The sequence below is a fragment of the Albidovulum aestuarii genome, from assembly GCF_029961185.1.
Lineage (GTDB): Bacteria > Pseudomonadota > Alphaproteobacteria > Rhodobacterales > Rhodobacteraceae > Albidovulum > Albidovulum aestuarii.
The window spans coordinates 161,309-186,853 of sequence record NZ_JASBQQ010000003.1; the positions used below are offsets into that span (position 1 = coordinate 161,309).

The window sequence follows — 25,545 nt, forward strand, 5'->3', positions numbered from 1 at the left end:
CTTTCCCGCCCGATCTGAGCAGCAAAACGCCGATCCCTGTAACAATCCCGAAGGGGCTGGTTGTTCCCCAGTCCCGCGTAACGCAGCCTCCCCCCGACACATAGCGAAAGGGTATGCCCCGATGCTCCGGACTTTCATCGCCGCCGCCTTCTGCGGCCTCGCCCTCCCCTTTGCCGCCGCAAGCGAGCCCCTGCATCTGGAGCTTGGCGTCGGCGTGATCGAACCCTTGCCTTTCGCCGCCCCGACCTTCGTCGCCGAAAATCCCGGCGCGGCGGAGATTGCGCAGGCGATCACGCAGGTGGTGGCCGCCGATCTTGCCGGGACCGGTCTATTCCGGGAAATCCCGTCCTCGGCCTTCATCAGCGGGGTCACGAGCTTTGACGCGCCGGTCGCCTACGCCGACTGGAAGGCGATCAATGCGCAGGCGCTGGTGACGGGCGCGGTGGCCGCGACCTCGGACGGGCGGATCAATGTGAAGTTCCGGCTTTTCGATGTCTTCTCGGACGCGCCGCTTGGCGACGGGTTGCAATTCGGCGGCGGGCAGGGCGACTGGCGGCGCATCGCGCATAAGGTGTCCGACCAGATCTATGCCCGCATCACCGGTGAAAGCGCCTATTTCGACAGCCGAGTGGTCTTCGTGTCGGAAAGCGGGCCGAAGGATCAGCGACTGAAGCGGCTGGCGATCATGGATTACGACGGGGCCAATGTTCAGTATCTGACGGACAGCTCGACCATCGTGCTGGCCCCGCGCTTCTCGCCCGCAGGCGACCGCATCCTCTATACCTCGTTCGAGACCGGCTTCCCGCGCATCAAGCTGATGGATATCGCGACAGTGTCGGCGCGGGCCTTGGCGGAACTCAGCGGCAACATGACCTTCGCGCCGCGTTTCTCGCCCGATGGCGGCACGGTCGTCTTCTCGCTGGAAAGCGGCGGCAATACCGATCTTTATTCGATGCAGCTTTCCTCGGGCCAGATGACCCAACTGACGAACGCGCCCTCGATCGAGACGGCACCGTCCTTCTCTCCAGACGGCAGCAAGATCGTCTTTGAAAGCGACCGGTCGGGGAACCAGCAGCTTTACATCATGTCGGCGTCGGGTGGCGAACCCACGCGGATCAGCTTTGGCGAGGGGCGTTACGGTACGCCGGTCTGGAGCCCGCGTGGCGACATGGTCGCCTTCACAAAGCAGAATGCAGGTCGCTTCCACATCGGCGTGATGCGCACCGATGGCAGCGAGGAACGGCTTCTGACCGCCTCGTTCCTCGATGAGGGGCCGACCTGGGCGCCGAATGGCCGCGTGATCATGTTCACCCGGGAAACGCCCGGTGCAGGCGGCGGGGCGCAGCTTTTCTCGGTCGATATCACCGGGCGGAACCTGCGCGCGGTGACGATGGAAGGGGCCGCGTCGGACCCTGCATGGTCGCCGCTTCTTCCCTGAACGGCGTGGATTCCCAAGCGCCAGACTGAATGATAAGGTAACGGCCATCGAGCCAAGAACAAAGGCGGTAAAACCGATGATGAAAGTCTCTTCAATCCTTCTGGTCGTGGGCGCGTTGGCGCTGTCGGCCTGTAACAACCCTGACCGCTACGGTGCAGGCGGCGCCGGTGGCGCCGGCGGTATTGGTGGTGCCGGTGGCATCTCCTCCGGTGCGCTGGGCGACCCGAACGACCCGAATTCGCTGGCCTATTTTCAGCAAACGATCGGCGACAAGGTACTCTTCGCCGTCGACCAGTCGACCCTGACGCCCGAGGCGCAGTCGGTGCTGGCGCAGCAGGCGGCCTGGCTGAACAATCATCCCGGCAATACCGCCATCATCGAAGGCCATGCCGACGAACAGGGCACGCGGGAATACAACCTTGCGCTGGGCGCGCGCCGGGCTTCGGCCGTGCAGCAATACCTGATCGCGCAAGGCGTCGCGCCGAACCGGTTGCAGACGGTGTCTTACGGCAAGGAACGCCCGCTGGCGGTCTGTTCGGATGAGGCCTGCTATGCGCAGAACCGCCGCGCCGTCACGGTGATCGGCGCAGGCGCGGGCGTCTGAGGGGCATGATGATCCGGTTTCCCTCCCTTCTTCTGGCGGTGGCGCTTCTCGGCGCCCCCGCTTTCGCGCAGGACCGTACCGAGACCATCGCCGATATGCGCGCCGAGCTTTCGGCCCTTGCCGGGCAGTTGCAGGCGCTTCGTTCGGAACTGGTTGCGGGCGGCGCCTCGGCGATGCAGGCGGCGGGAGGGGCATCGGCGCTTGACCGGATGAACGCGATGGAGGCGGAACTGTCGCGCCTCACTTCGCAGACCGAGGCCCTGCAGAACCAGATCAACCGGGTGGTTTCGGATGGCACCAACCGGATCGGCGATCTGGAATTCCGTATTTGTGAGTTGGAAGAGGGCTGTGATCCGGCCAACTTGCCGATCACCCAGAGCCTTGGCGGTGGAACGGGCGCGGGGGCGGCCTTGCCCGCCGTCACGACTCTGCCTGCCACCACTACCGGCGCTGCGCCGGAGCTTGCGATGAGCGAACAGGCCGATTTCGATGCCGCCAAGGCGGCGCTCGATTCCGGTGACTATCAGGGCGCGGCAGACAAGTTCTCGGCCTTCACCACGAACTATCCGGGTGGGCCACTCACTGGCGAGGCGCAGTTCCTGCGCGGTGAGGCCCTGTTGCAGTTGGGCGATACGTCGAACGCGGCGCGGGCTTACCTCAATGCCTTTTCCGGCGCACCGGACGGGCCGCGCGCGCCTGCGTCGCTTCTGAAACTTGGTGCCGCCCTTGGAGTACTGGGCCAGACACAGGAAGCCTGCGTGACATTGGGCGAGGTCGGTGTGCGGTTCCCGACCGCGCCGGAAGCGGTTGAGGCCTCGACCGCCATGCAGGCGCTCGCCTGCCAGTGACGCCCGAGGCGCAGTCCGCCGCCTTCCGAGAGGCTTTTACGCCGAGCCTGCCCGACAGGCTCGGCGTTGCCGTTTCCGGTGGCGGCGATTCCATGGCGCTTCTCTGCCTTGCCGCCGACTGGGCTGCCGAAGGTGGTCCGCCGGTGGTGGCTGTCACCGTCGATCACCGGCTGAGGCCCGAGGCGGCGGAGGAGGCGCGGATGGTCGCGCGATTCTGCAAAACGCTTGGTGTGCCGCACCAGACATTGGTTTGGAACCATGCCGGGATCGAGGGAAACCTGCAGGATGCGGCACGGCGGGCGCGGTACCGGCTGATCACCGGCTGGGCCCGCGAAATTGGTATTACCCATGTTGCAACGGGCCATACGGCGGACGATCAGGCGGAATGCGTGCTGATGGGGCTGGCGCGGGCGGCAGGGATCGACGGGCTTTCAGGAATGCGGCCCCATTGGAGCGACGCGGGTATCGTCTGGATTCGCCCGCTGCTTGGAGTGACGCGCAAATCGCTTCGCGACCTTCTGACCGCTCGTGGGGTGAATTGGGTCGAGGACCCGACGAACGAGGATGATCGCTACACACGGGTTAAGGCGCGCAAGGTGCTTGGGTCGCTCACCCCGCTCGGGGTAACCGTCTCGGACCTTGCTACCGTTGCGGAAAATCTGGCCGAGGCGAGACAGGTGGTGGCGGAGGCGACAGCGGCAGCGGCCGGTCGGATTGCCTGCGAAGCTGGCGGCGAGGTTGTTTTCGATCGTGAGAATTTCCTTCGCCTTGCGCCGGAGGTGGCAAGACGGTTGCTGATCACGGCGCTGCAATGGCTTTCCGGTGCCGACTACGCGCCCCGCGGCGACGCCGTTCAGCGGCTGAAGGCTGCGGTCCGGGAACGGCGGGACGCCACGCTTTGCGGTTGTAAGCTGGCGGTGCGGGGCAATGACGTCCGCCTGACCCGTGAACCCAAGGCCGTGAACGGGCTGGAAAGCCCGACCGATGCGATCTGGGACAATCGCTGGCGGCTGACAGGGCCGCATGAGACCGGATTGACCGTCCGGGCGCTGGGGGCGGAGGGACTCAGGCAATGCCCGGACTGGCGCGAGACAGGATTTTCGCGGGCGGCGCTTATCGTTTCACCCGCCATTTGGCGCGACGAAACCCTGATTTCGGCCCCATTGGCCGGATTTTCGAACGGCTGGGTGGCGGAAATCGTCGCAGGCTTTCACTCATTCCTGATATCGCATTGAACCCGGCCCCTTTATCTCTATTTTAGAGGGGAACCCGCACGGTGCGCCGTAGCGGCAGAAATACGTGTGGAGGATTCCCGTGGGTAACGCGCGCAACATCGCCTTCTGGGTCGTGCTGTTTCTTTTGATCCTGGCGTTGTTCAATCTGTTCGGCAACGGACAGTCGACGATGAACTCGCGGACGCTGAGCTATTCCGACTTCCTCGCGAAGGTCGATGCGAACGAGGTCAGCGCTGTCGTGATCGATGGCGAGCAGGTGCAGGTCCAGACCAAGGACGGCACGACCTGGGTCACGATCAAGCCCGAGGGTGAGGAACTGGTCGAGCGGCTGATCGAAAAAGACATCAGTGTGAAGGCCGAGCGGCAGGAGCAGTCTGGCTTCTTCTCGGTTCTGTCGCTGTGGCTCCCATTCCTCGTCCTGATCGGCATCTGGATCTTCTTCATGAACCGGATGCAGGGCGGCGGACGCGGTGGTGCCATGGGCTTTGGCAAGTCCCGCGCGAAGCTGCTGACCGAAAAGCATGGCCGGGTGACGTTCGACGACGTTGCCGGCATCGACGAGGCCAAGGAAGAACTGGAAGAGATCGTCGAATTCCTGCGCAACCCGCAGAAATTCTCGCGCCTCGGCGGCAAGATCCCGAAAGGCGCGCTGCTGGTCGGCCCTCCGGGCACCGGTAAGACGCTTCTGGCCCGCGCCATCGCGGGTGAGGCGGGTGTGCCCTTCTTCACCATCTCGGGTTCCGACTTTGTCGAAATGTTCGTGGGTGTCGGTGCGTCCCGTGTCCGCGACATGTTCGAACAGGCCAAGAAAAACGCGCCCTGCATCGTCTTCATCGACGAGATCGACGCCGTGGGCCGGAGCCGGGGTGTTGGCTATGGCGGCGGCAATGACGAGCGCGAACAGACGCTGAACCAGCTCTTGGTCGAGATGGACGGGTTCGAGGCCAATGAGGGCATCATCATCGTGGCGGCGACCAACCGGCCCGACGTGCTTGACCCGGCGCTGCTGCGCCCCGGTCGTTTCGACCGTCAGGTTCAGGTGCCGAACCCCGATATCAAGGGCCGCGAAAAGATCCTCGGCGTACATGCCCGCAAGGTGCCGCTTGGCCCCGATGTCGACCTGCGCATCATCGCGCGGGGCACGCCGGGGTTCTCGGGTGCCGACCTTGCCAACCTTGTAAACGAAGCCGCCCTGCTGGCGGCGCGTGTGGGCAAGCGGTTCGTGACGCTCGACGATTTCGAGAAGGCCAAGGACAAGGTCATGATGGGGCCGGAGCGCCGGTCCATGGTCATGACCGAGGACGAAAAGAAGTTGACCGCCTATCACGAGGCTGGCCACGCTATCGTCGGCATCCATGTGCCGCAGCACGATCCGGTCCACAAGGTGACGATCATCCCGCGTGGCCGGGCTTTGGGCGTTACCTTCTACCTGCCCGAACGCGACAAGCTGAGCCTGACGCGTGAGGCGGCCCTGTCGAAACTCGCCTCTGCCATGGGCGGCAAGGCGGCCGAAGAACTGGTCTTTGGCCCCGAGAATGTCACCAACGGTGCCTACAGCGATATCCAGCATGTGACGAACCTCGCCACGGCGATGGTCAGCCAGTGGGGCATGTCGGACAAGCTCGGCAACATCAACTACACCGCGACGCAGGAAAGCTTCCTTGGCGCGCAATCTTCGTGGAACGCCTCGGCCGAAAGCCGCGAACTGATCGATCAGGAAGTGCGGCGTCTGGTGGATGAGGCCTATGACCGCGCCAAGAAGATCCTCAAGGATCACTGGGACGAGATGGAAAACCTCGCCCAGGGCCTGTTGGAATTCGAGACGCTGACCGGCGAGGACATGATGCGGGTCATCCGCGGCGATGCGCCGAAGAGCGGTGACGATAGCGATGACAGCCCGGATACAGGCAGCCCCGCGCCGTCGCTGACCGCGATCCCGAAGACCAAGAAGCCGAAGACGCCAAAAGGCGGCGGGCTGGAACCGGAGCCGTCGGCCTGAACAACGCGCGAAAGGGGCTGCGATGGCAAGGGTGAGCGACTGGAACCCCGACGCCTATGCACGGTTTGGTGACCTTCGCCTGCGCCCCGCGCTCGATCTTCTGGCGCAGGTCGGTGACCTTCCGGTTGGAGATGTCGTCGACCTCGGCTGCGGCAACGGCGCTGCCGGGCCAACGCTGGCGGAACGGTTCACGGGACGACGGCTTTTTGGCATCGACATGTCCCCCGCCATGCTGGCGGCTGCCGAAAAATGCGGTTGCTACCAAAAATTGAGCGAGGCTGATGCCGCCCAGTGGCAACCGGACAGCGCCACCGCGCTCATATTTTCCAATGCCGCTATGCACTGGCTACCCGATCATGCCACCCTGTTTCCACGTCTTGCATCGGTGCTGATCCCGGGTGGGATGCTCGCGGTGCAGATGCCCCGGCAATATGGTGCGCCGTCGCACCGTTTCCTGCGCGATTTCGCGGCCGAGATGTTTCCCGACCGGTTTGACCTGAAAGGCTGGGTGGCGCCGGTTTCCCCGCCCGTGGAGTATCACCGTCTTCTATCGCCGCTTGGCCGCGTCACCGTCTGGGAGACCGACTATGTCCAGCGGCTGGAACCGGCAGATGGTGCCCATCCGGTTCGCCGTTTCACGCAGTCCACCGCGATGCGCCCCTATCTGGAGCACCTGGACGACGAAGAAACCGCTGCCTTCATCAAACGCTACGATCACGCTCTGGGGTCGGCGTATCCGGTTGAGGCTGACGGCTCCGTCCTTTTCCCGTTCCGGCGGGTGTTTTTCGTTCTGACAGTCTGAAACGGGCAGCGCCGTCCGGGCATGTTGTTGTAACTGTCTACGGTCGATAGACTGCGCAGAACGTATGTCAAAGGACCCACCATGCCCGCTCTCATCCCGACAGAACATCATGCGACCGTCACCTGGCTCGGCTATGTGCCGCATCGCAAAGAGGCTGCCATCGAAACACGCGCGCTCGACCAGATGCCGCTTGGCTGGGAGGGCTTTGCGGGCGATTTCCATTCCGGCGTGACACGGCAGTCCTGTTCCCGCGTGGTGAGCCAGCACCCGAAAAACACCGAGATCCGCAATGTCCGGCAGGTGTCGGTTGTCAGCGCCGAGGAACTGGCTGAAATCGCCGCGACGCTCGGGGTCGATGCAATCGACCCAGCATGGCTCGGCGCTTCGATAGTTCTGTCCGGCATACTCGATTTCAGCCATGTCCCGCCGTCGTCGCGTCTTCAATCTGAAAACGGCACGACTTTGGTCGTCGACATGCAGAACCGGCCCTGCCGCTTTCCGGCGTTGACGATTGGAAAAGCGCGACCGGGGCAGGGGCGTGATTTCAAGGAAGCGGCCGAGGGCAAGCGGGGTGTGACCGCATGGGTGGAACGGCCCGGCGGTCTCGTGATCGGCGACCGTCTCAGGCTGCACGTTCCCGATCAGCGTGCGTGGTTGGCCAGCGGAACCGACCGGCCAAAAATGGCGGAATCGGCACCCGAAGCGGTTTCCGATTAGAAACCTGCACCGCCCAGACTGGCGATTCCGCCCGGGAAAATGTCGGAATTCAACCGTACACAATGTCGGTCGGGGTCTATATCCCGGGGGACCGATCACCCGGCAGCCGCCGACAGGGAGAGATGTGACTGATGGCTTTCAAATCCGATATCGAAATTGCCCGCGAGGCAAAAAAGCGCCCGATCCAGGAGATCGGCGACAAGCTGGGCATTCCGACCGAGCACCTTCTGCCCTACGGCCACGACAAGGCGAAGGTCAGCCAGGACTTCATCACCTCGCTTGAGGGCAAGAAGGACGGCAAGCTGATCCTCGTGACTGCGATCAACCCGACGCCCGCGGGCGAGGGCAAGACCACAACCACCGTTGGCCTTGGCGACGGCTTGAACCGGATCGGCAAGAAGGCGGTCATCTGTATCCGCGAAGCTTCACTCGGGCCGAACTTCGGCATGAAGGGTGGCGCGGCCGGTGGCGGTTACGCGCAGGTCGTGCCGATGGAGGAGATGAACCTCCACTTCACCGGTGACTTCCACGCGATCACGTCAGCCCACAACCTCCTGTCGGCGATGATCGACAACCACATCTACTGGGGCAACGAGCTGGGCATCGACGAACGCCGCGTGGCCTGGCGCCGCGTCATGGACATGAACGACCGCGCGCTGCGCGACACGGTCGTGTCGCTCGGTGGTGTGTCGAACGGCTTCCCGCGCCAGACCGGCTTTGACATCACTGTGGCTTCGGAAGTCATGGCGATCCTTTGCCTGTCGAAAAACCTTGAGGATCTGCAGGAGCGGCTCGGTCGCATCGTCGTCGCCTATCGCCGCGACAAGACGCCGATCTATTGCCGCGATATCAAGGCCGACGGCGCAATGACCGTGCTTCTGAAGGACGCGATGCAGCCAAACCTTGTGCAGACGCTGGAAAACAACCCCGCCTTCGTTCATGGTGGCCCGTTCGCCAACATCGCCCATGGCTGCAACTCGGTCATCGCGACCAAGACCGCCTTGAAGCTTGGTGAATACGTCGTCACCGAAGCCGGCTTCGGCGCGGACCTTGGCGCTGAAAAGTTCTTTGACATCAAGTGCCGCAAAGCTGGCCTCAAGCCCGCCGCCGCGGTCATCGTCGCCACGGTGCGCGCGATGAAGATGAACGGCGGGGTGGCCAAGGCCGACCTCAACAACGAGAACGTGGACGCCGTCAAGAAGGGCTGCCCGAACCTCGGCCGTCACATCGCCAACGTGAAGGGCTTCGGCGTTCCGGTCGTTGTGGCGATCAACCACTTCTACTCGGATACCGATGCCGAAGTGCAGGCCGTGAAGGACTACGTCGCACAGCAGGGGTCGGAAGCGATCCTCTGCCAGCACTGGGCCAAGGGGTCGGAAGGCACCGAGGCACTGGCCCACAAGGTCGTGCAACTCGCCGAGTCGGGCAGCGCCAATTTCGCACCGCTCTATCCCGACGACATGCCGCTTTTCCAGAAGATAGAGACCATCGCCAAGCGCATCTACCACGCCGATGAGGTTCTGGCAGACAAGTCGATCCGCGATCAGCTGAAGGTCTGGGAGGAGGCCGGATATGGCAACCTGCCGGTCTGCATGGCGAAGACCCAGTACAGCTTCACCACCGATCCGAACCGCCGTGGCGCACCCACCGGCCACTCGGTTCCGGTTCGCGAAGTGCGTCTGTCGGCCGGTGCGGGCTTCATCGTCGCGATCTGCGGTGAGATCATGACCATGCCGGGCCTGCCGCGCACGCCTGCGGCCGAAACGATCCGGATCAACGACGAAGGCAACGTCGAAGGTCTCTTCTAAGAACAGGGGCGTCCGGGCGGGGCATCGAACCCCGCCCGGCCGCACGTCTTGCGCCCTTGCCGGGGCGCAATCCGTCTGGCACAGGCCCGGCGGCAAGAGCAACGGAAGGAAGCGGGTATGAGCGCCAAGGTGATCGACGGCAAGGAATTTGCGGCCAATGTGCGGGCCAGGGTGGCAGAGCACGTCGCACGGCTGAAGGAAACAAACGGAATCACGCCGGGCCTTGCGGTCGTGCTGGTGGGCGAGGACCCGGCCTCTGAAGTCTATGTCCGCTCCAAGGGCAAATCGACCGTCGAGGCGGGGATGAATTCCTATGAACACAAGCTCGACGCCGACACGTCCGAGGCCGATCTGCTGGCGCTGATCGACAATCTGAACAACGACCCGGCGGTGCATGGCATTCTCGTTCAACTGCCGCTGCCGGGGCATCTCAATTCCGATCTGGTGATCAACTCCATCGATCCGGCGAAGGATGTCGACGGGTTCCATATCTCGAATGTGGGTCTTCTCGGCACCGGGCAGAAATCGATGGTGCCCTGCACGCCGCTCGGCTGCCTGATGATGCTGCGCGACCATCATGGCTCGCTTTCCGGCCTTGATGCGGTCGTCGTCGGCCGCTCCAACATTGTCGGCAAGCCGATGGCGCAACTGCTGCTGGGCGACAGCTGCACTGTCACCATCGCCCACAGCCGCACCAAGGATCTGGCCGAGGTTTGCCGACGCGCTGATATCCTCGTCGCCGCCGTGGGCCGGCCGGAGATGATCCCGGGCGACTGGGTCAAGCCGGGCGCGACTGTGATTGATGTGGGTATCAACCGGATTGAACGCGACGGTAAGAAAAAGCTCGTGGGCGATGTGGAATACGAAAGCTGTGCCGCCGTTGCGGGCGCGATCACCCCGGTGCCGGGTGGTGTCGGTCCGATGACCATCGCCTGCCTGCTGGCCAATACGCTGACGGCCTGCTGCCGCGCCAATGGGCTGGCCGAGCCGGAAGGGCTGACCGCCTGAGCCGTCAGACCGGGACCATCGTTCCCTGAAGCACTGCGATGAGGCGGCGTTCACCCGCCACCTCTGCCTCTACCTCGGCCGTCACGACCGACAGGCGCCGCCCGGCTTTGACGACGCGGCCGGTCGCTATCAGCCGGTCACCCTTCGCGGGGGCCAATAGGTTGACCTTCATCTCAGCCGTCATCACCTCTGCCCCGTCGGCCATCAGCGTCAGCGCGGCATAACCCGCCGCCGTATCGCCCAGGGCGAAAGTCAGACCGGCATGGCCGACATCGTGCTGCTGCCGGGCCAGCGGCAGGATCGGCGCGGTGATCTCACAATGGCCCGGGGACAAAGCGGTAATCTCGGCGCCGAATGTCGTCATCAGCCGCTGGCGGGCGAAACTCTCCCTTACCTTGGCGTCGCGCTCGGGGGCCAGCGTCTCAGTCATGCGGGTTCCTTTCTGCGTGGCATTGGAATGGGGCGCGCGGCGCGCCCGGTCAGGATCGCGACGGCTCCGGGTTGCATCAAGCCGGACAGCGCGGCATCGTCACTGTAAAGCCCGCCCGTAAAGGTGCCATAGGCGGGCAGGATCAGCCGCGCGGCATCGGCCAGAAAACAGCGTCGCGATTGCCCGGCGATGCGCGCCTTCGGATGGTAATGCCCCGAAACCTCACCCGCCGCCCCTGCCACCGCGCTATGCCGGAAAGTCAGCGGTCCCAGCACCAGTTCGGCCCGGTGCTCGCCCCCCAAACCCACTGGCCCCGGATCGTGATTGCCTTCGATCCAGACCCAGCGCCGCCCGGCCATGAGGCGGGCCAGCCAGAGCGCATGGGCCTCATCCAGTTCCGCCGCTTGAAGGTCGTCGAATGTATCGCCAAGGCAGACCACAGTCGAAGCGCCGGTTGCCGCGATATCGGCATCGAGCCGCGTCAGCGTCTCTTCCACCTCATAGGGCGGCAGCAACGCCCCCGCCCGCCGGGCGTAACGTTCCGAGCGGCCGAGATGCAGGTCGGACACCACCAGACATGCCTCGGACGGCCACCAGAGCGCACCCGAGGGAAGGGCGGACAATGCCGCGCCGCAAAGGAAGAAATCATGTCCGTTCATGCCTTGGTCCTGCCCTGCCTGAGCCTGGAACGCAATCCCATCTTCTTCATTGCCGAAATACCCCGGGGGTCCGGGGGTAGTACCCCCGGCCGCTTTCAGCCAAGTCCGGCCTCCGCCATCAGCTGTGCCGCCGTTTCCTCCATCAGCCGCTCGCGCGCGGCACCCTCAACGGGCACCTTGCCGTGCTCAAGGAACAGGGGCGCGGCGAAGGGGGTGACACGGGGCAGGGCAAGGTGGTCGATGCGGTTCCCAACCCTGTCCAGCATGTCCTCGATCCGGCCAAACCCGACCAGCCCGCGCATCGCCTCTTCCAGTGTGACCTGCATCAGCAGATGGTCGGGGTCATAGCGGTGCAAAGTGTCATAAAGGATATCGGAGGAAAACGTCGCCTGCCGCCCGGATTTTCGCGCGCCGGGCAGGTTGCGGGCAATCAGCCCCGCGACCAGCGCCACGTTGCGGAATGTGCGTTTCATCACCGCATTGCCTGCAAGCCAGCCCTCCAGTCCATCGCGCAACCGTGCCCGGTCAAACAAAGCCGCCGGATCGGGCACCGGATCCAGCCCCCAGATCAGCGTCGCGTAATCGGTGGCGACAAAGCCCAGCGGGTTCAGCCCCGCATCCTCCATGGCCTTTGTCAGCAGCAGTCCCAGAGTCACCTGCGCGTTCTTGCCCATGAAGCCATAGGCACAAAGATGGGCGCGGCCCTCGGCGGGAAAGGTCTCGATCAGCAACCGGTCAAGCTGGGGCAGACGGGACATATCGCGCTGAAGCGCCAGCCAGTCTGCCGTATGGTCAGGCAGGTCGGGCCAGCTTTCCTGCCTGAGCATCCGCAGGATGCGGTGGGAAAGTTGGGTCGAGGTGGAGAATTTGGTGCCCGAATAGACCGCGATCTTCGGCTCGCGTCCGGGGGCAGGCGCGACTTCCAGCGCCATTTCGCGCAGGCCCACATAGCGCACAATTTTTCCGCCAATCAGGAACGTGTCGCCCGGGGCAAGTTTTGAGGCGAAGCTTTCCTCAACCTCGCCCAAGGGTTGGCCGCCCAGCCGGTTCTGCCAGCGGACCTCGACCATCTCGGCATCGGTAATCGTGCCGATATTCATGCGGATGTCGCGCGTGGCGCGCGGGTCGCGCAGGGTCCAGAGTCCGCCCCTGAGCATCAGCCGCTGCCAGCGGTCGTAGGCTTTCAGCGCATAGCCCCCGGTCGCGCAGAAATCGAGGCAGGCGTCGAAATCGGGGCGGGTGAGGGCGGCATAGGGCCCCGCGGTCGTGACTTCGGCATAGACGGCGTCGGCATCGAAAGGGCCGGAACAGGCGGCGATCAGGATATGCTGACAAAGCACATCCCGGGGGCCCGGCCCACGCGGGTCGCCGTCAAGGTCATGGTCCTTCACCGCCTCCAGCGCGGCCTGACATTCAACCACCTCCCACCGGTTGGCGGGCACCAGCAGCGCCTTCGACGGTGCGTTGTAGCGGTGATTGGCCCGGCCGATCCTTTGCACCAGCCGCTTGACGTTTTTCGGCGCACCGACTTGGATCACGAGGTCCACATCGCCCCAGTCGATGCCAAGGTCCAAGGACCCCGTGCAGACCACGGCGCGCAGATCACCTGTCACCATCGCCGCCTCGACCTTCTCGCGCGCCTCGCGTGACAGCGAGCCGTGGTGGATGCCAATGGGCAGGCCTTCGTCGTTGGCCAGCCACAGGTCGCGGAAGAAAAGTTCCGCCTGTGCGCGGGTGTTGTGGAAGATCAGCGTCGTGCGGTGGCGGCTGATTTCGGCCAGCACCTCGGGGATGGCATAGCGACCGCCGCCACCGGACCACGGGGGTGGACCTTCCGATTCCAGCATGGCGACATCGGGATCGGGGCCGGGATCGGCGTGAATGATCTCGCAAGGGTCCGGGTGGTGGGCAAGGAAACGGGCGATGGCAGCCGGGTCTTCGACCGTGGCCGAAAGGCCGACGCGCCGCAGGCCCGGGGCAAGGGTGCTCAACCGGGCGAGCGACAGCATGAGCTGGTCGCCACGCTTCGATTCCGCGAGCGCGTGGACCTCATCGACAATGACCCGGCTGAGCCCTGCGAAGATATGCGGGGCATCCTCGTAACTCAGGAGAAGCGCCAAGCTCTCCGGTGTCGTCAGCAGGATATGCGGCGGGTCGGCGCGCTGACGGCGGCGTTTGGTGTAGGAGGTGTCGCCGGTCCGGTCCTCGATCCGGATCGGCAGGTCCATCTCGGTCACAGGGCCGGTCAGGTTGCGTCGGATATCGGCAGCCAGCGCCTTCAATGGTGAGATGTAGAGGGTGTGCAGGCCCCGATGCGTGCCATCCGCAAGGTCGGCCAGCGTCGGCAGGAAGCCCGCCAGCGTCTTGCCACCGCCGGTCGGAGCGATGAGCAGCAATGCCGGGTCGGCAGCGCGGTCGAGCAATGCCTGCTGATGCGGGTGGATTGTCCATCCGCGCGCGGAAAACCATTCGGCAAAGGGGGAGGGCAGGACACGCATGGCGCCAGTCTAGGCACCAGCGGAACCTTCGCAACTAGTGAAGCGCGCGTGCCTTCATGCCCCGGAAAATCTTTTCCATCGAGCGTGGCGGCATCAGATGTGCACCGGTCAGCGCGGTATCAAGCGCGTTTTCGACATCGCGGACCAGTGCCGAGACACTGTCGTCGTCGCCGCCGCCCTCCATCAGATCATAACCCGGCATGGTCATGCCCTCCAGCAGGTGTCCCGACATGTCAAGCAATCGGGCCTCGTCGATGCCCTGCGCCTCGGCCCAGTCAAGCGCCAGCCGCGTCATCGCGTTCGAAGACGCGGCGAGGAAGTCGTTCATGACCTTCGCGGCCATCGCGGTCCCGAAGCCACCCATCCGCACCACTTGCCGCCCCAGAAGGTCGAAGAGTGGCATAAGTTGCGTGATGTCTTCCTTCGGACCGCCAAGAAAGAACGTAAGCCGGCCTTCCTCGGCCGCACGCGGTGTGCCCGAAAACGGTGCGTCGACAAGCGCAATGGTGTCGGAAATTCGCCCGCGCAAAGCCCGGACATAGCGCGGCGACAGGGTCGCGGCGATGACGATGGTTTTCAGGCCGGGTGTACCTTTGACAAGACCCTGGCGTTCAAAGAGCAGCGCCTCGGTTTCGTTGATATCTCGTGGCACGATGATTAGCGTCCGTAAGCCTGCGGCAAAACCGACATCATCTTCGGTCATGCCTTCGATCGCAGGCGAAAGACCGCAGGCACCGACCTGAATTCCGGCCTTATGCAAACGCGACAGGAAGCTGCGGGCCGCGCGCCCCGACCCCGCTATACCCACCCCACGCATCATCAGTGAACGATCTTTTCGTCGCGGACGAACATGTTGGCCCAGGCGCGGTCAATCAGTTCAGGCGTCATCTGATAGGGGATGCCCTCGAAGTTGCAGATCGCGATCATCTGATCGATCAGGAAGATCGGCTGATAGTTTGCATAGATGTTGTCGATGGTCGGGTATTTGACCTTCAGGAGGTGCAAAAGCGCCTTTTCATCGAGCGGCATCTTCTTCTTCTTGGCCACCATCGCGAAGATCTTGAGGAAGATCTCCTGGTTCGGACCGTCGATCTTGATCTTGAAGAAGATCCGGCGCAGGGCGGCCTTGTCGAAGATCTCGTTCGGGTGGAAGTTGGTGGAGAAGATCACCAGCGTGTCGAAGGGCACTTCGAACTTTTCACCCGATTGCAGGGCGAGAATGTCGCGGTTTTCTTCCAGCGGCACGATCCAGCGGTTGACGATTTTCTGCGGCGGTTCCGCCTGACGGCCGAGGTCGTCGATGATGAAGACGCCGCCGGTGGCCTTCATTTGCAGCGACGCGGTGTAGGTCCGTGCCGTCGGGTTGTAGGTGAGGTCGAGCATGTCGAGCGACAGTTCACCGCCGGTGATCACGGTCGGCCGTTCGCAGAGCACATAACGGTTGTCGAAGCGGTTGGAGGACCGGCGCAGGCTGTTCGGGTCATCGACCGACTGTTCGGCGGCCGAATGCACGATCGGGTCGTAGACGGTAATGACCTGACCGGCATATTCGATGGCCCTCGGGACATAGATCTTGTCGCCGATCGCATCGCGGATACCGTTCGAGATTGAGGATTTACCGTTGCCCGGCGGGCCGTACATCAGGATGGAGCGACCGGCGCCGACGGCGGGTCCGAGATGGTCGAGGAGTTCATCCGGCAGGATCAGGTGCCCCATGGCGCTGGTAAGCTGCTGACGGGTCATCTGTACGTTTCGGATGGACTGCTTGCGGACCTGCTCGCGGTAGACTTCCAGCGGCACCGGCATGGCACCGTAGTATTCTGATTGTCCGAGCGCGTCGAGCGCGCGTGCCTTGCCGCTGTCGGTCAGTTGATAGCCCATTTCCCCGCCCGAGGTCGCATGCAACGTACCGGTCGCCTGAACCAGCTTCTGGACGCGTGCCAGATCGATCAGTTCCTGGGTCGCGGGTATCGGCAGGGCGATCTGACGGGAAATCTCGGAGACAAATTCCAGATTCATGCGGAAGATCGTTTTCAAGAGTAGATCCCGCATCATCACGGTCGAGAGACCGGTTTCCGCCAACGATTTGGGCGGGATAGGCGCAATGACGTTGGGCACCTGCATGTTCATTCTGTGGGACCTTCTACGACCGCGGTTCAACACGGCAGCCGTGGACGCGATTTATCGTCCGGCCGGTTGCCGCATGGGATTCACATGGGCACTCTGACGCGCTAATGTGGCTAAAAAATGGAAACAATTTACGGATAGAGGCGCAAATGGGCAGATCGAGCACCGCCCGCCTGACGGCGTTCCTGATTGTGCTGATTGCGATCCTCGGCACGGCACCGATCCTGAAAGGCGCGTTCTACCTCGGCAAGCACGAGGGCGATACTATGCATCTGGCCGAGCTGGTGCTTCGCATGGCCGACGGGCAGTGGCCGCATCTCGATTTCATGACACCGATCGGGGTTCTGGCGCTTGCGCCCATGGCGGTTTTCGTCAAGGCAGGCGCGGGTCTGGGGCATGCGATTTTCTATTCCCAGATTCTGGTTGCGGCGGTTTTGCTGCTGCCGGTTTTGCGCGTGGCAACCAGCCGCCTGACAGGGTTCTGGCCCTATGCCTATGGCGGTTTCGTCATGCTTCTGTGCCTCGCGCTGGTCCATGGTGAGGCGCAAAGCGCGATCTCGATTTCGATGCACTACAACCGATGGGCCTGGGCGGTCAGCTATATCATTATCCCGCTTGCGGTTCTGGCCCCGCACGATCGCCCCCGGCCATGGCTGGACGGTATGCTGATCGGAATCGGCCTGGCGGCGCTGGTGCTGACAAAGGTCACCTATGTCGTCGCCCTCGGGCCCGGCATGCTGATTGCGATCCTCGCGCGGCGCAACTTCGCCATGCTGGCCTCGGCGGTCTTGTCTGGATTGACGGTTATGGCGCTCTTTACCGCGTTTTCCGGCTTTGATTTCTGGCTTGCATATGTGCGGGACCTGCTGACCGTGGCGCTTGGCGACTCGCGCCCGTCGGCGGGGATGGATTTCGGAGGCGTGGTCGCCGATCCCCTGTACATGGGCGGATCGCTGACCCTGATTGCGGCGGTGATCTTTTTGCGGCAGGCGGGGCGGTCTGTGGAAGGCCTGGCGATGCTGATCCTGATGCCCGGCTTTTTCTATGTCGCCTACCAGAATTTCGGTAACGATCCGCAATGGCTCTATCTTGTTGCCTTGTTTGCATTTCTGCTGCGGCCGGAAGGCGTGGTCACCAACGGGTTCGGCTGGGACATGCGCGTTGCCTTGACCTATACCGGCGCGCTGGCGCTGGCGTTCGGGGCCCCGTCGGCGATCAATCTGGCCTTTAGCCCATGGCGTCATCTTGCGGCTGAGACCGAGGGGACCGTGCCGCTGATGTCTAGGCTCCCTGCGCATGACGACATCATGACCTTCCGCGAGCGTCTTTACACGATCGACCGGTTCCTGCCCTACGATCTGCCCGGAGACCCTTTTGAGATCTATCGCGAGGACGCCGACCGCAAGGATCCGGTGACGCTGAACGGCGAGACATTGGCCGATTGCGGTCTGGAAAGCGGGATCTCTGCCTGGTTTGAACTGGTCACGGATGATCTTGAGGCGGCAGGCTATGCCGGATCGGCCGTCATGGGCACAGACCTATATTCGGCTTACTGGATGTTCGGCGACTTCCGCCCGGTGAAGGGTGCGGCCCCGTGGTATTATGGCGGTGCGCCGGGGATCGAAAACGCAGACTACGTGGCGGTGCCACTCTGCCCGATGTCGCAATCGCTGCGGGCATCAATGTTGGAATCGATCGATGAAGGCGGCTGGACTCTCCGCGAGGTCAGGCGCACCCCGCTTTATATCCTGACTCAGCCGGTTGCTCCCTGAAGCGTCGGAAAGGCCAGCAGCGTCAGATAGGCGAGAAGGGTGCCCACCAGCGCAAGTCCCATCGGGAACTTCTTGTGTGTCCAGGATATCCAGTCGGGTGTCATCGCCCGTACCGCCGGGATTGCCCTTAAAAGGCGGTGCGTCGCGAATGCGCCGAGAAGGAAAGCTGCCAGCAGGATCACGATCAGATGGGCGTGGTCCAGACGCTGAAAGAAGAACGGCGCAGCCGCAGAGGCGAATTTCACGTCACCGGCGCCGACGCCGGCCACTGCGTTCAACACAAAGCCGATCACAAGGACGACCACAAGGCTGAGCCAGCGCCACACCCATATATCGAAGGGAATGAGCAGGAGGCCGGCGACCGCAAAAATGGCGGCCAATGTGTAGACCGCCTTGTTGGGGATCTTCATGAACTTGAGGTCAGACCAGGCAACCCAGGCACAGACCGGAAGGCAGAGCACAAGGAAAACTTGGTAGGCGAAGGTCACCGCCTCGGTGCCGTCATACGGATTGAGCATGGATTCAGCCCTTGATCACGGTGGCATTCAGGGTTTCGAGCGCGCGGGCTGCCTGCTCGAAATGGCGGGGGCTGGTTTCCACCGCGTCTTCCAGAAGGCCCTTGCCGATCGTGACATCGCCCTGCTTGATCGCGGTCAGGGCGGCCGTGTAAAGCAACTCGGCTTGTTCCTGCTGGGTCATGCTGATGATGGGAAGATCGTATTTACGCTGCGCTGCTCGGGCCAGAACGAGGTTGTTCTTAGTCGTGAAGTTCGAACCGTCATAGGTCAATGCTTCGGTGAACAGCCGTTCGGCAGCGGGGAAGTCGCCGCGCGTTAACTTTGAATAGCCCCAGTTATTCAGGACACCAGCCGGTTTGGCTGTCAGACCAAAGGCGGTCTCGTAGAAACTGTCTGCCTTGGTCCATTTCTTGTTTGCATCCGCAACCATGGCTTCAAGACGGTAACGGTCGAAGGTCTCATGAGTCGGCGGAATTGCATTGAGTGCGGCTTCGGCCTGCCGCCACTCGTTGGCGCGAATAAGCGCATCGGCATAGCTGACGCGGTCTTCATTCGTGCCTTCCGGGCTGTCGATCACCTGTTTCCAGACAAGCGCGGCCTCAGTCGGTTTTTTGGCCCGGATCAGCGATTTGGCAAGGCCGCGTCTGATGTCCATACGCTCGGGATGCTGCTTTGCTGTTTTGGCAAAATAGGCCACCGCCTCGTTCGGGTCAGCTACCGTAAGCATCAGGTCGTTGAGATTGCTCTCGTCGATGACGTTGACATCCTCAATGGCGCGTTTGACTTCGGCATCGGAGTTTTTCTCGCATGCCGACAGAGATATTGCGCCGAGTATGCACAAAGGCGTCAGGATCGGGTGGCGCATTTGCTGCGTCCTTTGCTGCTTTGACCTCAGTTCTTCGTGAGAAGCAGGTATCGCCCGTGGCCGCGTCTCACCAGCGTGAATTCGCTGTCGTCGGGCGCATCATAGGTCGGTTTCTCAAGTATTGCGAGTGAAAGACGCAGATTCTCGCGGATGGAGTCCGATCGGCCACTATCAAGCGCGAAGGCTGTTTGAAAGACGCGGCTGGCCTCTGAAACCTGGCCCGTTTCCATCAGTACGACGCCAAGATTGTTCCAGGCCGGAACGAAGGTTTCGTCCTCGTCAATGGCCCGGCGCAGGGCGCGTTCGGCCTGACCTAGGCGACCGAGCCGGAGATTGGCCGACCCGATTGCAGAAAGCGTATCGACATTGAGGCCGTGAACACCCGCAGCGCGGTAGTACGCCTTGAGCGCAAGCTCATATTCACCCACGGCCATCAGCCGGTGACCCACGATCAGACCATCCACCGCGTCTTCGCCCCGCACCGCGCCCGTCGGTGCAAAAGGTGAGGCGTCCTTAGCGGGAAGGCCGCCTGTCGATTGACAGGCGGCCATAAGTCCGATCAGGGCTAAAGATCCGATATTGCGTGCTGTCATGGCCTCAGGGGCGGAAGTTGGCGAACAGCTGCAACATATCGTAAACGGAGGGACCAACAAGGATGATCAGCAGTGGCGGGACCGTGAACATCATCGTACCAAGCGTCATTTTGGTCGGAAGCTTGTTTGCGGCCTCTTCGGCACGCATCACACGCTTGTCGCGCATTTCGGACGCATAGACCCGCAGCGCTTCGGCAATCGACGTACCGAATGTCTGAGACTGGATCATCACGGTCACGAAAGACGCAACATCGGACACCCCCGAACGTTCCGCAAAGGCACGCAGAACGCTGGTCTTTTCCTTACCGGCCTTGATTTCCTGGGCGACGATCTCGAATTCTTCCGCCAGTGCCGGATAGCCGGTGCGAAGTTCCTTGGAAACACGAATGATCCCCTGGTCGAGCGATTGGCCGGCCTCGACGCATACGAGAAGCATGTCGAGCGCATCGGGAAAACCGTTCTGGATTTCTTCTTGCCGAGTCTGAATCCGCCGCTCGATCCAGTATCTCGGCAGATAATAGCCGATGGCACCTGGCATGACGACCGCCAGAACCAGCGTGGTTGTGGTGATCTCGCCCGTTGCCGAGGCGACGATCGCGTAGACGACGCCAATGACCAGGAACACGATGCCGAGAATGAACTGAATGGCGTGGAACTTGCGCACCGCGTCGCGACCGCGATAGCCCGCCCGTGTCATCTTCAGGCGCGACGTGCTCATTTCTTCCTCGCTCTTCGGTTCGAGGAAGTTGGCGAACTTGTCGAGCTTGTCGTTACGGTTCGACGAACGCAGGGATTTCTTCTCGAACCCACGACTTGTCGCTACCGGCTTTGAGGTTTCTTTCAGCTTGGCATAAGGGTCCTTCTGCTTCTTCAGCATCACCGGGAGCGTAACGGCGATGAGGAGGACGCCAAGGATCGCGACCGCGAAGAGCGGGCCAAGCGGCCCCATCTTTTCGATGAGCAGGTCGTTGATTGCAGTCAGCATGAGCGAGGCCCCCTCAGACCTTGATGTTCACCATCATCTTCATGAAGATGATGTTGATCCCGAGAAACACGAAGACGATGAGCGCCGCCGGTACGAATGCCGCAGTGTCCTTCACGGTGTCAAAATAGTCCGGCTTCAGGATCTGAATGACGGCGAGAACCACCAATGGGAAGGCGGACAGGAATACGCCGGACCATTTCGCCTCGGCGGTGATGGCGCGGACGCGGCGGAACAGTCGGAAGCGGGCGCGAATGACCTTTGCAAGGCCGTCGAGGATCTCTGCCAGGTTACCGCCCGACTGCTGCTGGATCGTCACGGCCACGGCGAGGAAGCGCAAGTCCTGCATGTCCATGCGCTCCGCGAGTTCCTTCAGCGAGTCCGAAACCTCACGGCCGTAGGCGCTTTCGTCCGCGATCAAGCCGAACTCGGTACCCAGCGGATCAGGTACTTCCTTGGAAACGATCTGGATCGCCGAGGAAAACGGGTGGCCGACGCGCAGTGAACGCACCATCAGCTCGACTGCATCGGGGAGTTGTTCCTCGACCATGTCCATCCGCTTCTTGGCGCGGCGATGGATCCAGAAATAGACCCCGCCGATACCCATTGCGAGGGCCACTGCGATACGCACCGGTGTCGAGGCCGAGGTCCCGATCATGAGACCAATGAAGGCCACGACCGACATGAGCATCATCAAGGCGATGATCGCACGGGGCGAGAAGGCGATGTTGGCTTTCTGGGCCTTGGTCGCAAGCAGTGAGTAGAGCGGGATGCCCTTGGCTTTCAGATGCTGGCTCGCCTCCTTGCGGAGTTGCTCGAGCACCTGTTCGCGCTGCCCGCCTTTTTCCAGCAGTTCCAGCCGCCGGTTGACACGGGAATTGAGCGAAATCGATTTGCCGAAGACGACCAGATAGATGCCGTTCACGAGCATCAGGACCGCAAGGAAGACAAGTCCATAGATAATGGGTGTCGGGCTGATGATCATGTTCGTTACTCCGCCGCGACAGGTTCATAGATGGTGGCCGGCAGGTCGTAACCCCAGGCCCGGAAGCGATCCGAATAGGCGGAACGCACACCGGTCGCGGTGAAGCGGCCGACAATCTTGCCATCGGCGGCCAGACCCAGCCGTTCGTAGCGGAAGATTTCCTGCATCGAGATGACGTCGCCCTCCATCCCGGTGATTTCGGTGATCGAGGTCATGCGGCGCGACCCGTCCTGAAGGCGCGAGGCCTGCACGATAAGGTTCACGGCCGAGGCGATCTGCGAGCGCACGGCCTTGATCGGCATTTCAATGCCGGCCATGGCGACCATGTTTTCCAGACGGCTGATACCGTCGCGGGCAGAGTTCGCGTGGATCGTGGTCATCGACCCGTCATGACCGGTGTTCATGGCCTGCAGCATGTCGATGACTTCCTCGCCGCGGGTTTCACCAACGATGATGCGGTCAGGACGCATCCGCAGCGCGTTCCTCAGACAGTCGCGCTGGGTGACAGCGCCCTTGCCTTCGACGTTGGCGGGGCGGCTTTCCATTCGGCCGACATGGACCTGCTGAAGCTGAAGTTCCGCCGTGTCCTCGATCGTCAGGATGCGCTCGGCGTTGTCGATGAAGGACGACAGCGCGTTGAGGGTGGTCGTCTTACCCGAACCGGTACCGCCCGAAACGATAACGTTGAGACGCGTGGCGACTGCAGCCTGTAGATAGGCGGCCATTTCTTCGGTGAAAGCGCCAAAGCGGACAAGGTCGTCGATGGCGAGCTTGTCCTTCTTGAACTTACGGATGGAGACGAGCGAGCCATCTACCGCGATCGGCGGAACCATACAGTTGAAACGCGACCCATCGGCAAGGCGAGCGTCGCAATAGGGGTTCGATTCATCGACACGGCGACCGACGGCCGACACGATTTTGTCAATGATTCGAAGAAGGTGGCGTTCGTCTTTGAACGTGATGTGGCTCAGTTCAAGCTTGCCGTCCCGTTCGATGAAGATCTGCTGCGGCCCGTTGACGAGAATGTCGTTGACCGAGTCGTCTTGCAGCAGCGGTTCCAGCGGACCGAGGCCCATGACCTCGTGATAGAGTTCCTGAAAAAGACTTGTGCGCTCGTCCTTGTTCAGGACGACGCTCATCGATTCCAGAGCTTCGGTGGAGATCGCGATAATCTCCTGCCGCAGTTCGGATTCTGACGCGTGTTCAAGCGCTCCGAGGTTGAGGTTGTCGAGCAGGCTCTTGTGCAGTTCGACCTTCAACTCGCCCATGCGCTCCTTGCGCTTCTTCTCCTTGTCGGCGGCGGCCGATACCGCTGGCGTATCGGGCCCGGCGCGGCGCGCGACCACAGGGCGCCCTGCGTTGGCGCTCTGTGCTGCTGCCGGGGCAGCGGTCTGCGTGGCGGCTGCGGCCGGGGCTGCACCGGGTTGGTTGGGCTTCTTGTAGCGAGAAAACATGGCGCGCTCCCGTTTTTAGGCGCTTCCGGCCTCGGCGGCCTTGTTGAGCTGGTAGATCGACTGCGCCAGCTTGGCGATTTCCTTGCGCAGCGGGTTCTTCGCCGCGGTTTCGGCGAGCGGCAGGCCGTGGTCGTTGGATTCGGTGACCTGCTTGGAGCCGTCGGGCAATTGCAATTCGATCGTGATGTCGAGGCTTTCGGCCAGTCGTTTGACACGGCCCTTGCCGGACAGATCGGTGAATTTCGGAGCCCGGTTCAGAACATAGCGCAGCTTTTCATAGGGCAGCTCTTCTGCCTTCAGTGCACGGATCATCCTGAGTGTGTTCTGGGCCGAGCGCATGTCGAGCTCCATCATCGCGAAATAGACATGCGACTGGCCAAGTACCGCTTCGGTCCATTGGACGACCGTGCGCGGCATATCGACGACGACGAAGTCGAAATTCGCGCGGGCGACGTCGAGTACGCGGTTGATGTCCTCGGACGTGACGATGTCGAGCGGCAGCATTTCCGACGGCGCGGTCATGATGTGCAGCTTGTCATTGAACGTCAGAAGGGACTGAAGGAAGCTGACATTGTCGATCGATGCGGTGTCCGAGAGCATCTCGTAGACGGCCTCGCGACGTGGCAGGTCAAGATAGGTCGAGACCGAGCCGGTCTGAAAGTCGAAGTCGAGAAGGCAGACGCGCGGGCCGTTTTCCTTCTGGACGTTGGCAAGTTCCCAGGCGAGGTTGACCGCCATCGTCGTAGCGCCCGTACCACCGGCCAGCCCGTGGATCGGGAGAATGACGCCGTCGCGATCACCCTTGGGCTTGAATTTTGGCGAGGCTTGCCCGGCCTCGATCACCGGATCGGGAGCGGGGGCCCGGTTGAGCCGCTCGATGGCTTCGTGCAGCGCGTTTTCCGGAAGGGGGTAGGGAACGAAATCATCGGCGCCGAGCTTCAGGAGCTGATGCAGCGCGATGGGGCTGACCTCATCGGCGATCAGGATGACCTTGACGCCCTTGGTCTTGGCGGTGGTGATGATGCCGGAGATCCGGGCGAGATCGCTTTCGTCCTGGGCGTCGACCGCAATGGCAACGAACTCGAGCGCCTTTGAATCCGGCTGCCCGAGGAACACGATCGCGTCGTCGAAGGTCAGGTCGCCCCAGCTTTCACCAAGCTCTGCTTCCATGTCTTCGATAAGAAGATCGAAGTTGCTGACGTCGCGCGAGATTGTGCACGCGGTGATCGGTGCCGGCTCTGGCTGCAGGGCTGCTACGCTGCTCATTCACATCCGTCCTTTTCAACAGGGGGACGGGGGTTGGTGCGTTTTCAGCGCCGGCTTCCGTCCGAATCGCGCAAGCCCCAACATGGTCCACCCCGCCCGACTCTCATGCCGGGCCATTACTTTCAGGTTCAGAAACTCCCCGATAATGGTGGCAAGATTTGGGCTAAAAGATCGTAATTATGCGTTCAATGGAGACGATCAAAAGAATTGGGCGGCCTTTGTTGCCAAAGACCGCCCAAAGTTGGAAACAATTCTGAGGTACTTAACCGCCGGTTGCGGCACCTGATGAACCAGACACATCTGCCTGGGTGTGCGGCGGCTGTGCGCTCGTGACATATTCGCGCCAAATCACCGCCGCGTATTTACCGTTCAGCAATGCCGGGTTTTTCTCAACAAATCCCGATACTTCTGTAACGGTGCGGCGGTTACGGCGTTCTTCGGTCTGGACGTAGACCAGAGGCTGCGTTTCGCCAAACGAGGCGACCGCCTCAAGCCGCGAGCGGCTGATGCCCTGGCTGGAGAGGAACGCGACAACCGCGTTTGCGCGCCGCAGGCCCAAGGACTTGTTGTAAGCATTGCTGCCGACAAGGTCGGTATGTCCGTAGACACGGAACCGGATTTCCGGGAATTGCCGGATCCAGTTTGCCTGCTGCATCAGGGCTGCCTGTGCCTCGCCATCCAGCCTTGCGCTGTCGAAGGCAAAGTTGACGGTGTTCGGCACGTCCGAAGCAAATCGACGGGTCAAGTCCATGACATAGGACCGTTCACCGGACTGAACGAGCGTGTTGTTCATCGTCGAATTGCCGAAATCACCCGTTTCGATTTCGGAACCTGCCTCGGAATAGAAGGCGCGGGCGATATTGGTTTCCTTCGAACAGCCCGCCAATCCTGCAAGGCCGACCGAGAGAAGGAGAAGGCTTATGTGCTTTTGCATCGT

Annotated in this window: 23 protein-coding genes; 10 read left to right on the plus strand and 13 right to left on the minus strand. The window is 62.3% G+C overall.

Going from position 1 to position 25,545, the window contains the following annotated elements; all coding sequences use genetic code 11:
* Positions 1 to 121: 121 nt before the first annotated feature.
* The 9 genes from tolB (at position 122) to folD (ending at position 10,459) form a co-directional block, all read left to right on the plus strand.
* Positions 122 to 1,438: a Tol-Pal system beta propeller repeat protein TolB gene (gene tolB / locus QKW60_RS08870; RefSeq protein ID WP_282368106.1), complete on the plus strand. Its 1,317-nt coding sequence runs from the start codon at positions 122 to 124 to the stop codon at positions 1,436 to 1,438.
* Positions 1,439 to 1,514: 76 nt separating this feature from the next.
* Positions 1,515 to 2,042 (plus strand): peptidoglycan-associated lipoprotein Pal, encoded by a 528-nt coding sequence (gene pal, locus QKW60_RS08875; protein ID WP_282368108.1) that lies wholly within the window; start codon positions 1,515 to 1,517, stop codon positions 2,040 to 2,042.
* An 8-nt stretch (positions 2,043 to 2,050) separates the two neighbouring features.
* Complete coding sequence (ybgF, locus tag QKW60_RS08880) at positions 2,051 to 2,890, plus strand: tol-pal system protein YbgF (protein ID WP_282368111.1); 840 nt, start codon at positions 2,051 to 2,053, stop codon at positions 2,888 to 2,890.
* The gene (gene tilS / locus QKW60_RS08885) at positions 2,887 to 4,125 is read left to right on the plus strand and encodes a tRNA lysidine(34) synthetase TilS (protein ID WP_282368113.1); all 1,239 of its coding nucleotides are present in this window, start codon (positions 2,887 to 2,889) and stop codon (positions 4,123 to 4,125) included. Before ybgF ends, tilS begins: the two co-directional genes overlap by 4 nt.
* 79 nt (positions 4,126 to 4,204) lie before the next feature.
* Positions 4,205 to 6,124, plus strand: coding sequence for an ATP-dependent zinc metalloprotease FtsH (gene ftsH, locus QKW60_RS08890; RefSeq protein ID WP_282368116.1), 1,920 nt, complete (start codon positions 4,205 to 4,207; stop codon positions 6,122 to 6,124).
* A gap of 22 nt (positions 6,125 to 6,146) precedes the next feature.
* On the plus strand, positions 6,147 to 6,926 hold the full coding sequence (locus tag QKW60_RS08895; protein ID WP_282368118.1) for a methyltransferase domain-containing protein: 780 nt from the start codon (positions 6,147 to 6,149) through the stop codon (positions 6,924 to 6,926).
* Between the two features lie 81 nt (positions 6,927 to 7,007).
* Positions 7,008 to 7,643, plus strand: coding sequence for an MOSC domain-containing protein (locus tag QKW60_RS08900; RefSeq protein WP_282368120.1), 636 nt, complete (start codon positions 7,008 to 7,010; stop codon positions 7,641 to 7,643).
* Between the two features lie 131 nt (positions 7,644 to 7,774).
* Positions 7,775 to 9,451, plus strand: coding sequence for a formate--tetrahydrofolate ligase (locus QKW60_RS08905; protein ID WP_282368122.1), 1,677 nt, complete (start codon positions 7,775 to 7,777; stop codon positions 9,449 to 9,451).
* Between the two features lie 117 nt (positions 9,452 to 9,568).
* The gene (folD, locus tag QKW60_RS08910) at positions 9,569 to 10,459 is read left to right on the plus strand and encodes a bifunctional methylenetetrahydrofolate dehydrogenase/methenyltetrahydrofolate cyclohydrolase FolD (protein ID WP_282368124.1); all 891 of its coding nucleotides are present in this window, start codon (positions 9,569 to 9,571) and stop codon (positions 10,457 to 10,459) included.
* Positions 10,460 to 10,463: 4 nt separating this feature from the next.
* Here the strand turns inward: folD and QKW60_RS08915 are convergent, their stop codons facing one another.
* The 5 genes from QKW60_RS08915 to QKW60_RS08935 all read right to left on the minus strand — a co-directional run bounded on the left by QKW60_RS08915 (position 10,464) and on the right by QKW60_RS08935 (position 16,176).
* Positions 10,464 to 10,889, minus strand: a complete 426-nt coding sequence (locus tag QKW60_RS08915) for a PaaI family thioesterase (RefSeq protein ID WP_282368126.1) — start codon at positions 10,887 to 10,889, stop codon at positions 10,464 to 10,466.
* A complete protein-coding gene (gene pdeM, locus QKW60_RS08920; RefSeq protein WP_282368127.1) occupies positions 10,886 to 11,548 on the minus strand; it encodes a ligase-associated DNA damage response endonuclease PdeM in 663 nt (220 codons plus the stop codon). The genes QKW60_RS08915 and pdeM overlap by 4 nt, the downstream gene beginning before the upstream one ends.
* 95 nt (positions 11,549 to 11,643) lie before the next feature.
* Positions 11,644 to 14,046 carry a ligase-associated DNA damage response DEXH box helicase gene (locus tag QKW60_RS08925; protein ID WP_282368129.1) on the minus strand — a complete coding sequence of 801 codons (2,403 nt, stop codon included), beginning with the start codon at positions 14,044 to 14,046 and terminating at the stop codon, positions 11,644 to 11,646.
* Between the two features lie 34 nt (positions 14,047 to 14,080).
* Complete coding sequence (locus QKW60_RS08930; RefSeq protein ID WP_282368131.1) at positions 14,081 to 14,866, minus strand: NAD(P)-binding domain-containing protein; 786 nt, start codon at positions 14,864 to 14,866, stop codon at positions 14,081 to 14,083.
* A complete protein-coding gene (locus tag QKW60_RS08935) occupies positions 14,866 to 16,176 on the minus strand; it encodes an ATPase (RefSeq protein ID WP_282368133.1) in 1,311 nt (436 codons plus the stop codon). Before QKW60_RS08935 ends, QKW60_RS08930 begins: the two co-directional genes overlap by 1 nt.
* A gap of 146 nt (positions 16,177 to 16,322) precedes the next feature.
* Between QKW60_RS08935 and QKW60_RS08940 the strand changes: the two genes are divergently transcribed.
* Positions 16,323 to 17,945: a hypothetical protein gene (locus tag QKW60_RS08940; protein WP_282368135.1), complete on the plus strand. Its 1,623-nt coding sequence runs from the start codon at positions 16,323 to 16,325 to the stop codon at positions 17,943 to 17,945.
* Here the strand turns inward: QKW60_RS08940 and QKW60_RS08945 are convergent.
* The 8 genes from QKW60_RS08945 to QKW60_RS08980 form a co-directional block, all read right to left on the minus strand.
* Complete coding sequence (locus QKW60_RS08945) at positions 17,927 to 18,463, minus strand: prepilin peptidase (protein WP_282368137.1); 537 nt, start codon at positions 18,461 to 18,463, stop codon at positions 17,927 to 17,929. The two genes, QKW60_RS08940 and QKW60_RS08945, sit on opposite strands and share 19 nt — an antisense overlap.
* 4 nt (positions 18,464 to 18,467) lie before the next feature.
* A complete protein-coding gene (locus QKW60_RS08950; RefSeq protein WP_282368138.1) occupies positions 18,468 to 19,328 on the minus strand; it encodes a tetratricopeptide repeat protein in 861 nt (286 codons plus the stop codon).
* Positions 19,329 to 19,354: 26 nt separating this feature from the next.
* The gene (locus tag QKW60_RS08955; RefSeq protein ID WP_282368140.1) at positions 19,355 to 19,921 is read right to left on the minus strand and encodes a tetratricopeptide repeat protein; all 567 of its coding nucleotides are present in this window, start codon (positions 19,919 to 19,921) and stop codon (positions 19,355 to 19,357) included.
* A 4-nt stretch (positions 19,922 to 19,925) separates the two neighbouring features.
* Entirely contained in the window at positions 19,926 to 20,906 is a 981-nt protein-coding gene (locus QKW60_RS08960) for a type II secretion system F family protein (protein WP_282368142.1), read from the minus strand.
* 13 nt (positions 20,907 to 20,919) lie between these two features.
* A complete protein-coding gene (locus tag QKW60_RS08965) occupies positions 20,920 to 21,888 on the minus strand; it encodes a type II secretion system F family protein (protein WP_282368144.1) in 969 nt (322 codons plus the stop codon).
* A 5-nt stretch (positions 21,889 to 21,893) separates the two neighbouring features.
* Positions 21,894 to 23,342 (minus strand): TadA family conjugal transfer-associated ATPase, encoded by a 1,449-nt coding sequence (locus QKW60_RS08970; RefSeq protein ID WP_282368145.1) that lies wholly within the window; start codon positions 23,340 to 23,342, stop codon positions 21,894 to 21,896.
* A 15-nt stretch (positions 23,343 to 23,357) separates the two neighbouring features.
* Positions 23,358 to 24,608 carry a CpaE/TadZ family protein gene (locus QKW60_RS08975; RefSeq protein ID WP_282368146.1) on the minus strand — a complete coding sequence of 417 codons (1,251 nt, stop codon included), beginning with the start codon at positions 24,606 to 24,608 and terminating at the stop codon, positions 23,358 to 23,360.
* Between the two features lie 262 nt (positions 24,609 to 24,870).
* Complete coding sequence (locus QKW60_RS08980) at positions 24,871 to 25,542, minus strand: OmpA family protein (RefSeq protein ID WP_282368147.1); 672 nt, start codon at positions 25,540 to 25,542, stop codon at positions 24,871 to 24,873.
* Positions 25,543 to 25,545 lie beyond the last annotated feature (3 nt).

Bases quoted from the DNA above. Each gene is read 5' to 3' on its own strand.
- QKW60_RS08905 (WP_282368122.1), top strand. From the start codon at position 7,775: ATGGCTTTCAAATCCGATATCGAAATTGCCCGCGAGGCAAAAAAGCGC.
- QKW60_RS08950 (WP_282368138.1), bottom strand. From the start codon at position 19,328: ATGCGCCACCCGATCCTGACGCCTTTGTGCATACTCGGCGCAATATCT.
- tolB (WP_282368106.1), top strand. From the start codon at position 122: ATGCTCCGGACTTTCATCGCCGCCGCCTTCTGCGGCCTCGCCCTCCCC.
- QKW60_RS08940 (WP_282368135.1), top strand. From the start codon at position 16,323: ATGGGCAGATCGAGCACCGCCCGCCTGACGGCGTTCCTGATTGTGCTG.
- QKW60_RS08900 (WP_282368120.1), top strand. From the start codon at position 7,008: ATGCCCGCTCTCATCCCGACAGAACATCATGCGACCGTCACCTGGCTC.
- QKW60_RS08945 (WP_282368137.1), bottom strand. From the start codon at position 18,463: ATGCTCAATCCGTATGACGGCACCGAGGCGGTGACCTTCGCCTACCAA.
- folD (WP_282368124.1), top strand. From the start codon at position 9,569: ATGAGCGCCAAGGTGATCGACGGCAAGGAATTTGCGGCCAATGTGCGG.
- QKW60_RS08925 (WP_282368129.1), bottom strand. From the start codon at position 14,046: ATGCGTGTCCTGCCCTCCCCCTTTGCCGAATGGTTTTCCGCGCGCGGA.
- QKW60_RS08965 (WP_282368144.1), bottom strand. From the start codon at position 21,888: ATGATCATCAGCCCGACACCCATTATCTATGGACTTGTCTTCCTTGCG.
- ybgF (WP_282368111.1), top strand. From the start codon at position 2,051: ATGATCCGGTTTCCCTCCCTTCTTCTGGCGGTGGCGCTTCTCGGCGCC.
- QKW60_RS08915 (WP_282368126.1), bottom strand. From the start codon at position 10,889: ATGACTGAGACGCTGGCCCCCGAGCGCGACGCCAAGGTAAGGGAGAGT.
- QKW60_RS08975 (WP_282368146.1), bottom strand. From the start codon at position 24,608: ATGAGCAGCGTAGCAGCCCTGCAGCCAGAGCCGGCACCGATCACCGCG.
- QKW60_RS08960 (WP_282368142.1), bottom strand. From the start codon at position 20,906: ATGCTGACTGCAATCAACGACCTGCTCATCGAAAAGATGGGGCCGCTT.
- QKW60_RS08930 (WP_282368131.1), bottom strand. From the start codon at position 14,866: ATGATGCGTGGGGTGGGTATAGCGGGGTCGGGGCGCGCGGCCCGCAGC.
- QKW60_RS08895 (WP_282368118.1), top strand. From the start codon at position 6,147: ATGGCAAGGGTGAGCGACTGGAACCCCGACGCCTATGCACGGTTTGGT.
- pal (WP_282368108.1), top strand. From the start codon at position 1,515: ATGATGAAAGTCTCTTCAATCCTTCTGGTCGTGGGCGCGTTGGCGCTG.
- QKW60_RS08955 (WP_282368140.1), bottom strand. From the start codon at position 19,921: ATGACAGCACGCAATATCGGATCTTTAGCCCTGATCGGACTTATGGCC.
- QKW60_RS08935 (WP_282368133.1), bottom strand. From the start codon at position 16,176: ATGAACATGCAGGTGCCCAACGTCATTGCGCCTATCCCGCCCAAATCG.
- pdeM (WP_282368127.1), bottom strand. From the start codon at position 11,548: ATGAACGGACATGATTTCTTCCTTTGCGGCGCGGCATTGTCCGCCCTT.
- QKW60_RS08980 (WP_282368147.1), bottom strand. From the start codon at position 25,542: ATGCAAAAGCACATAAGCCTTCTCCTTCTCTCGGTCGGCCTTGCAGGA.
- QKW60_RS08970 (WP_282368145.1), bottom strand. From the start codon at position 23,342: ATGTTTTCTCGCTACAAGAAGCCCAACCAACCCGGTGCAGCCCCGGCC.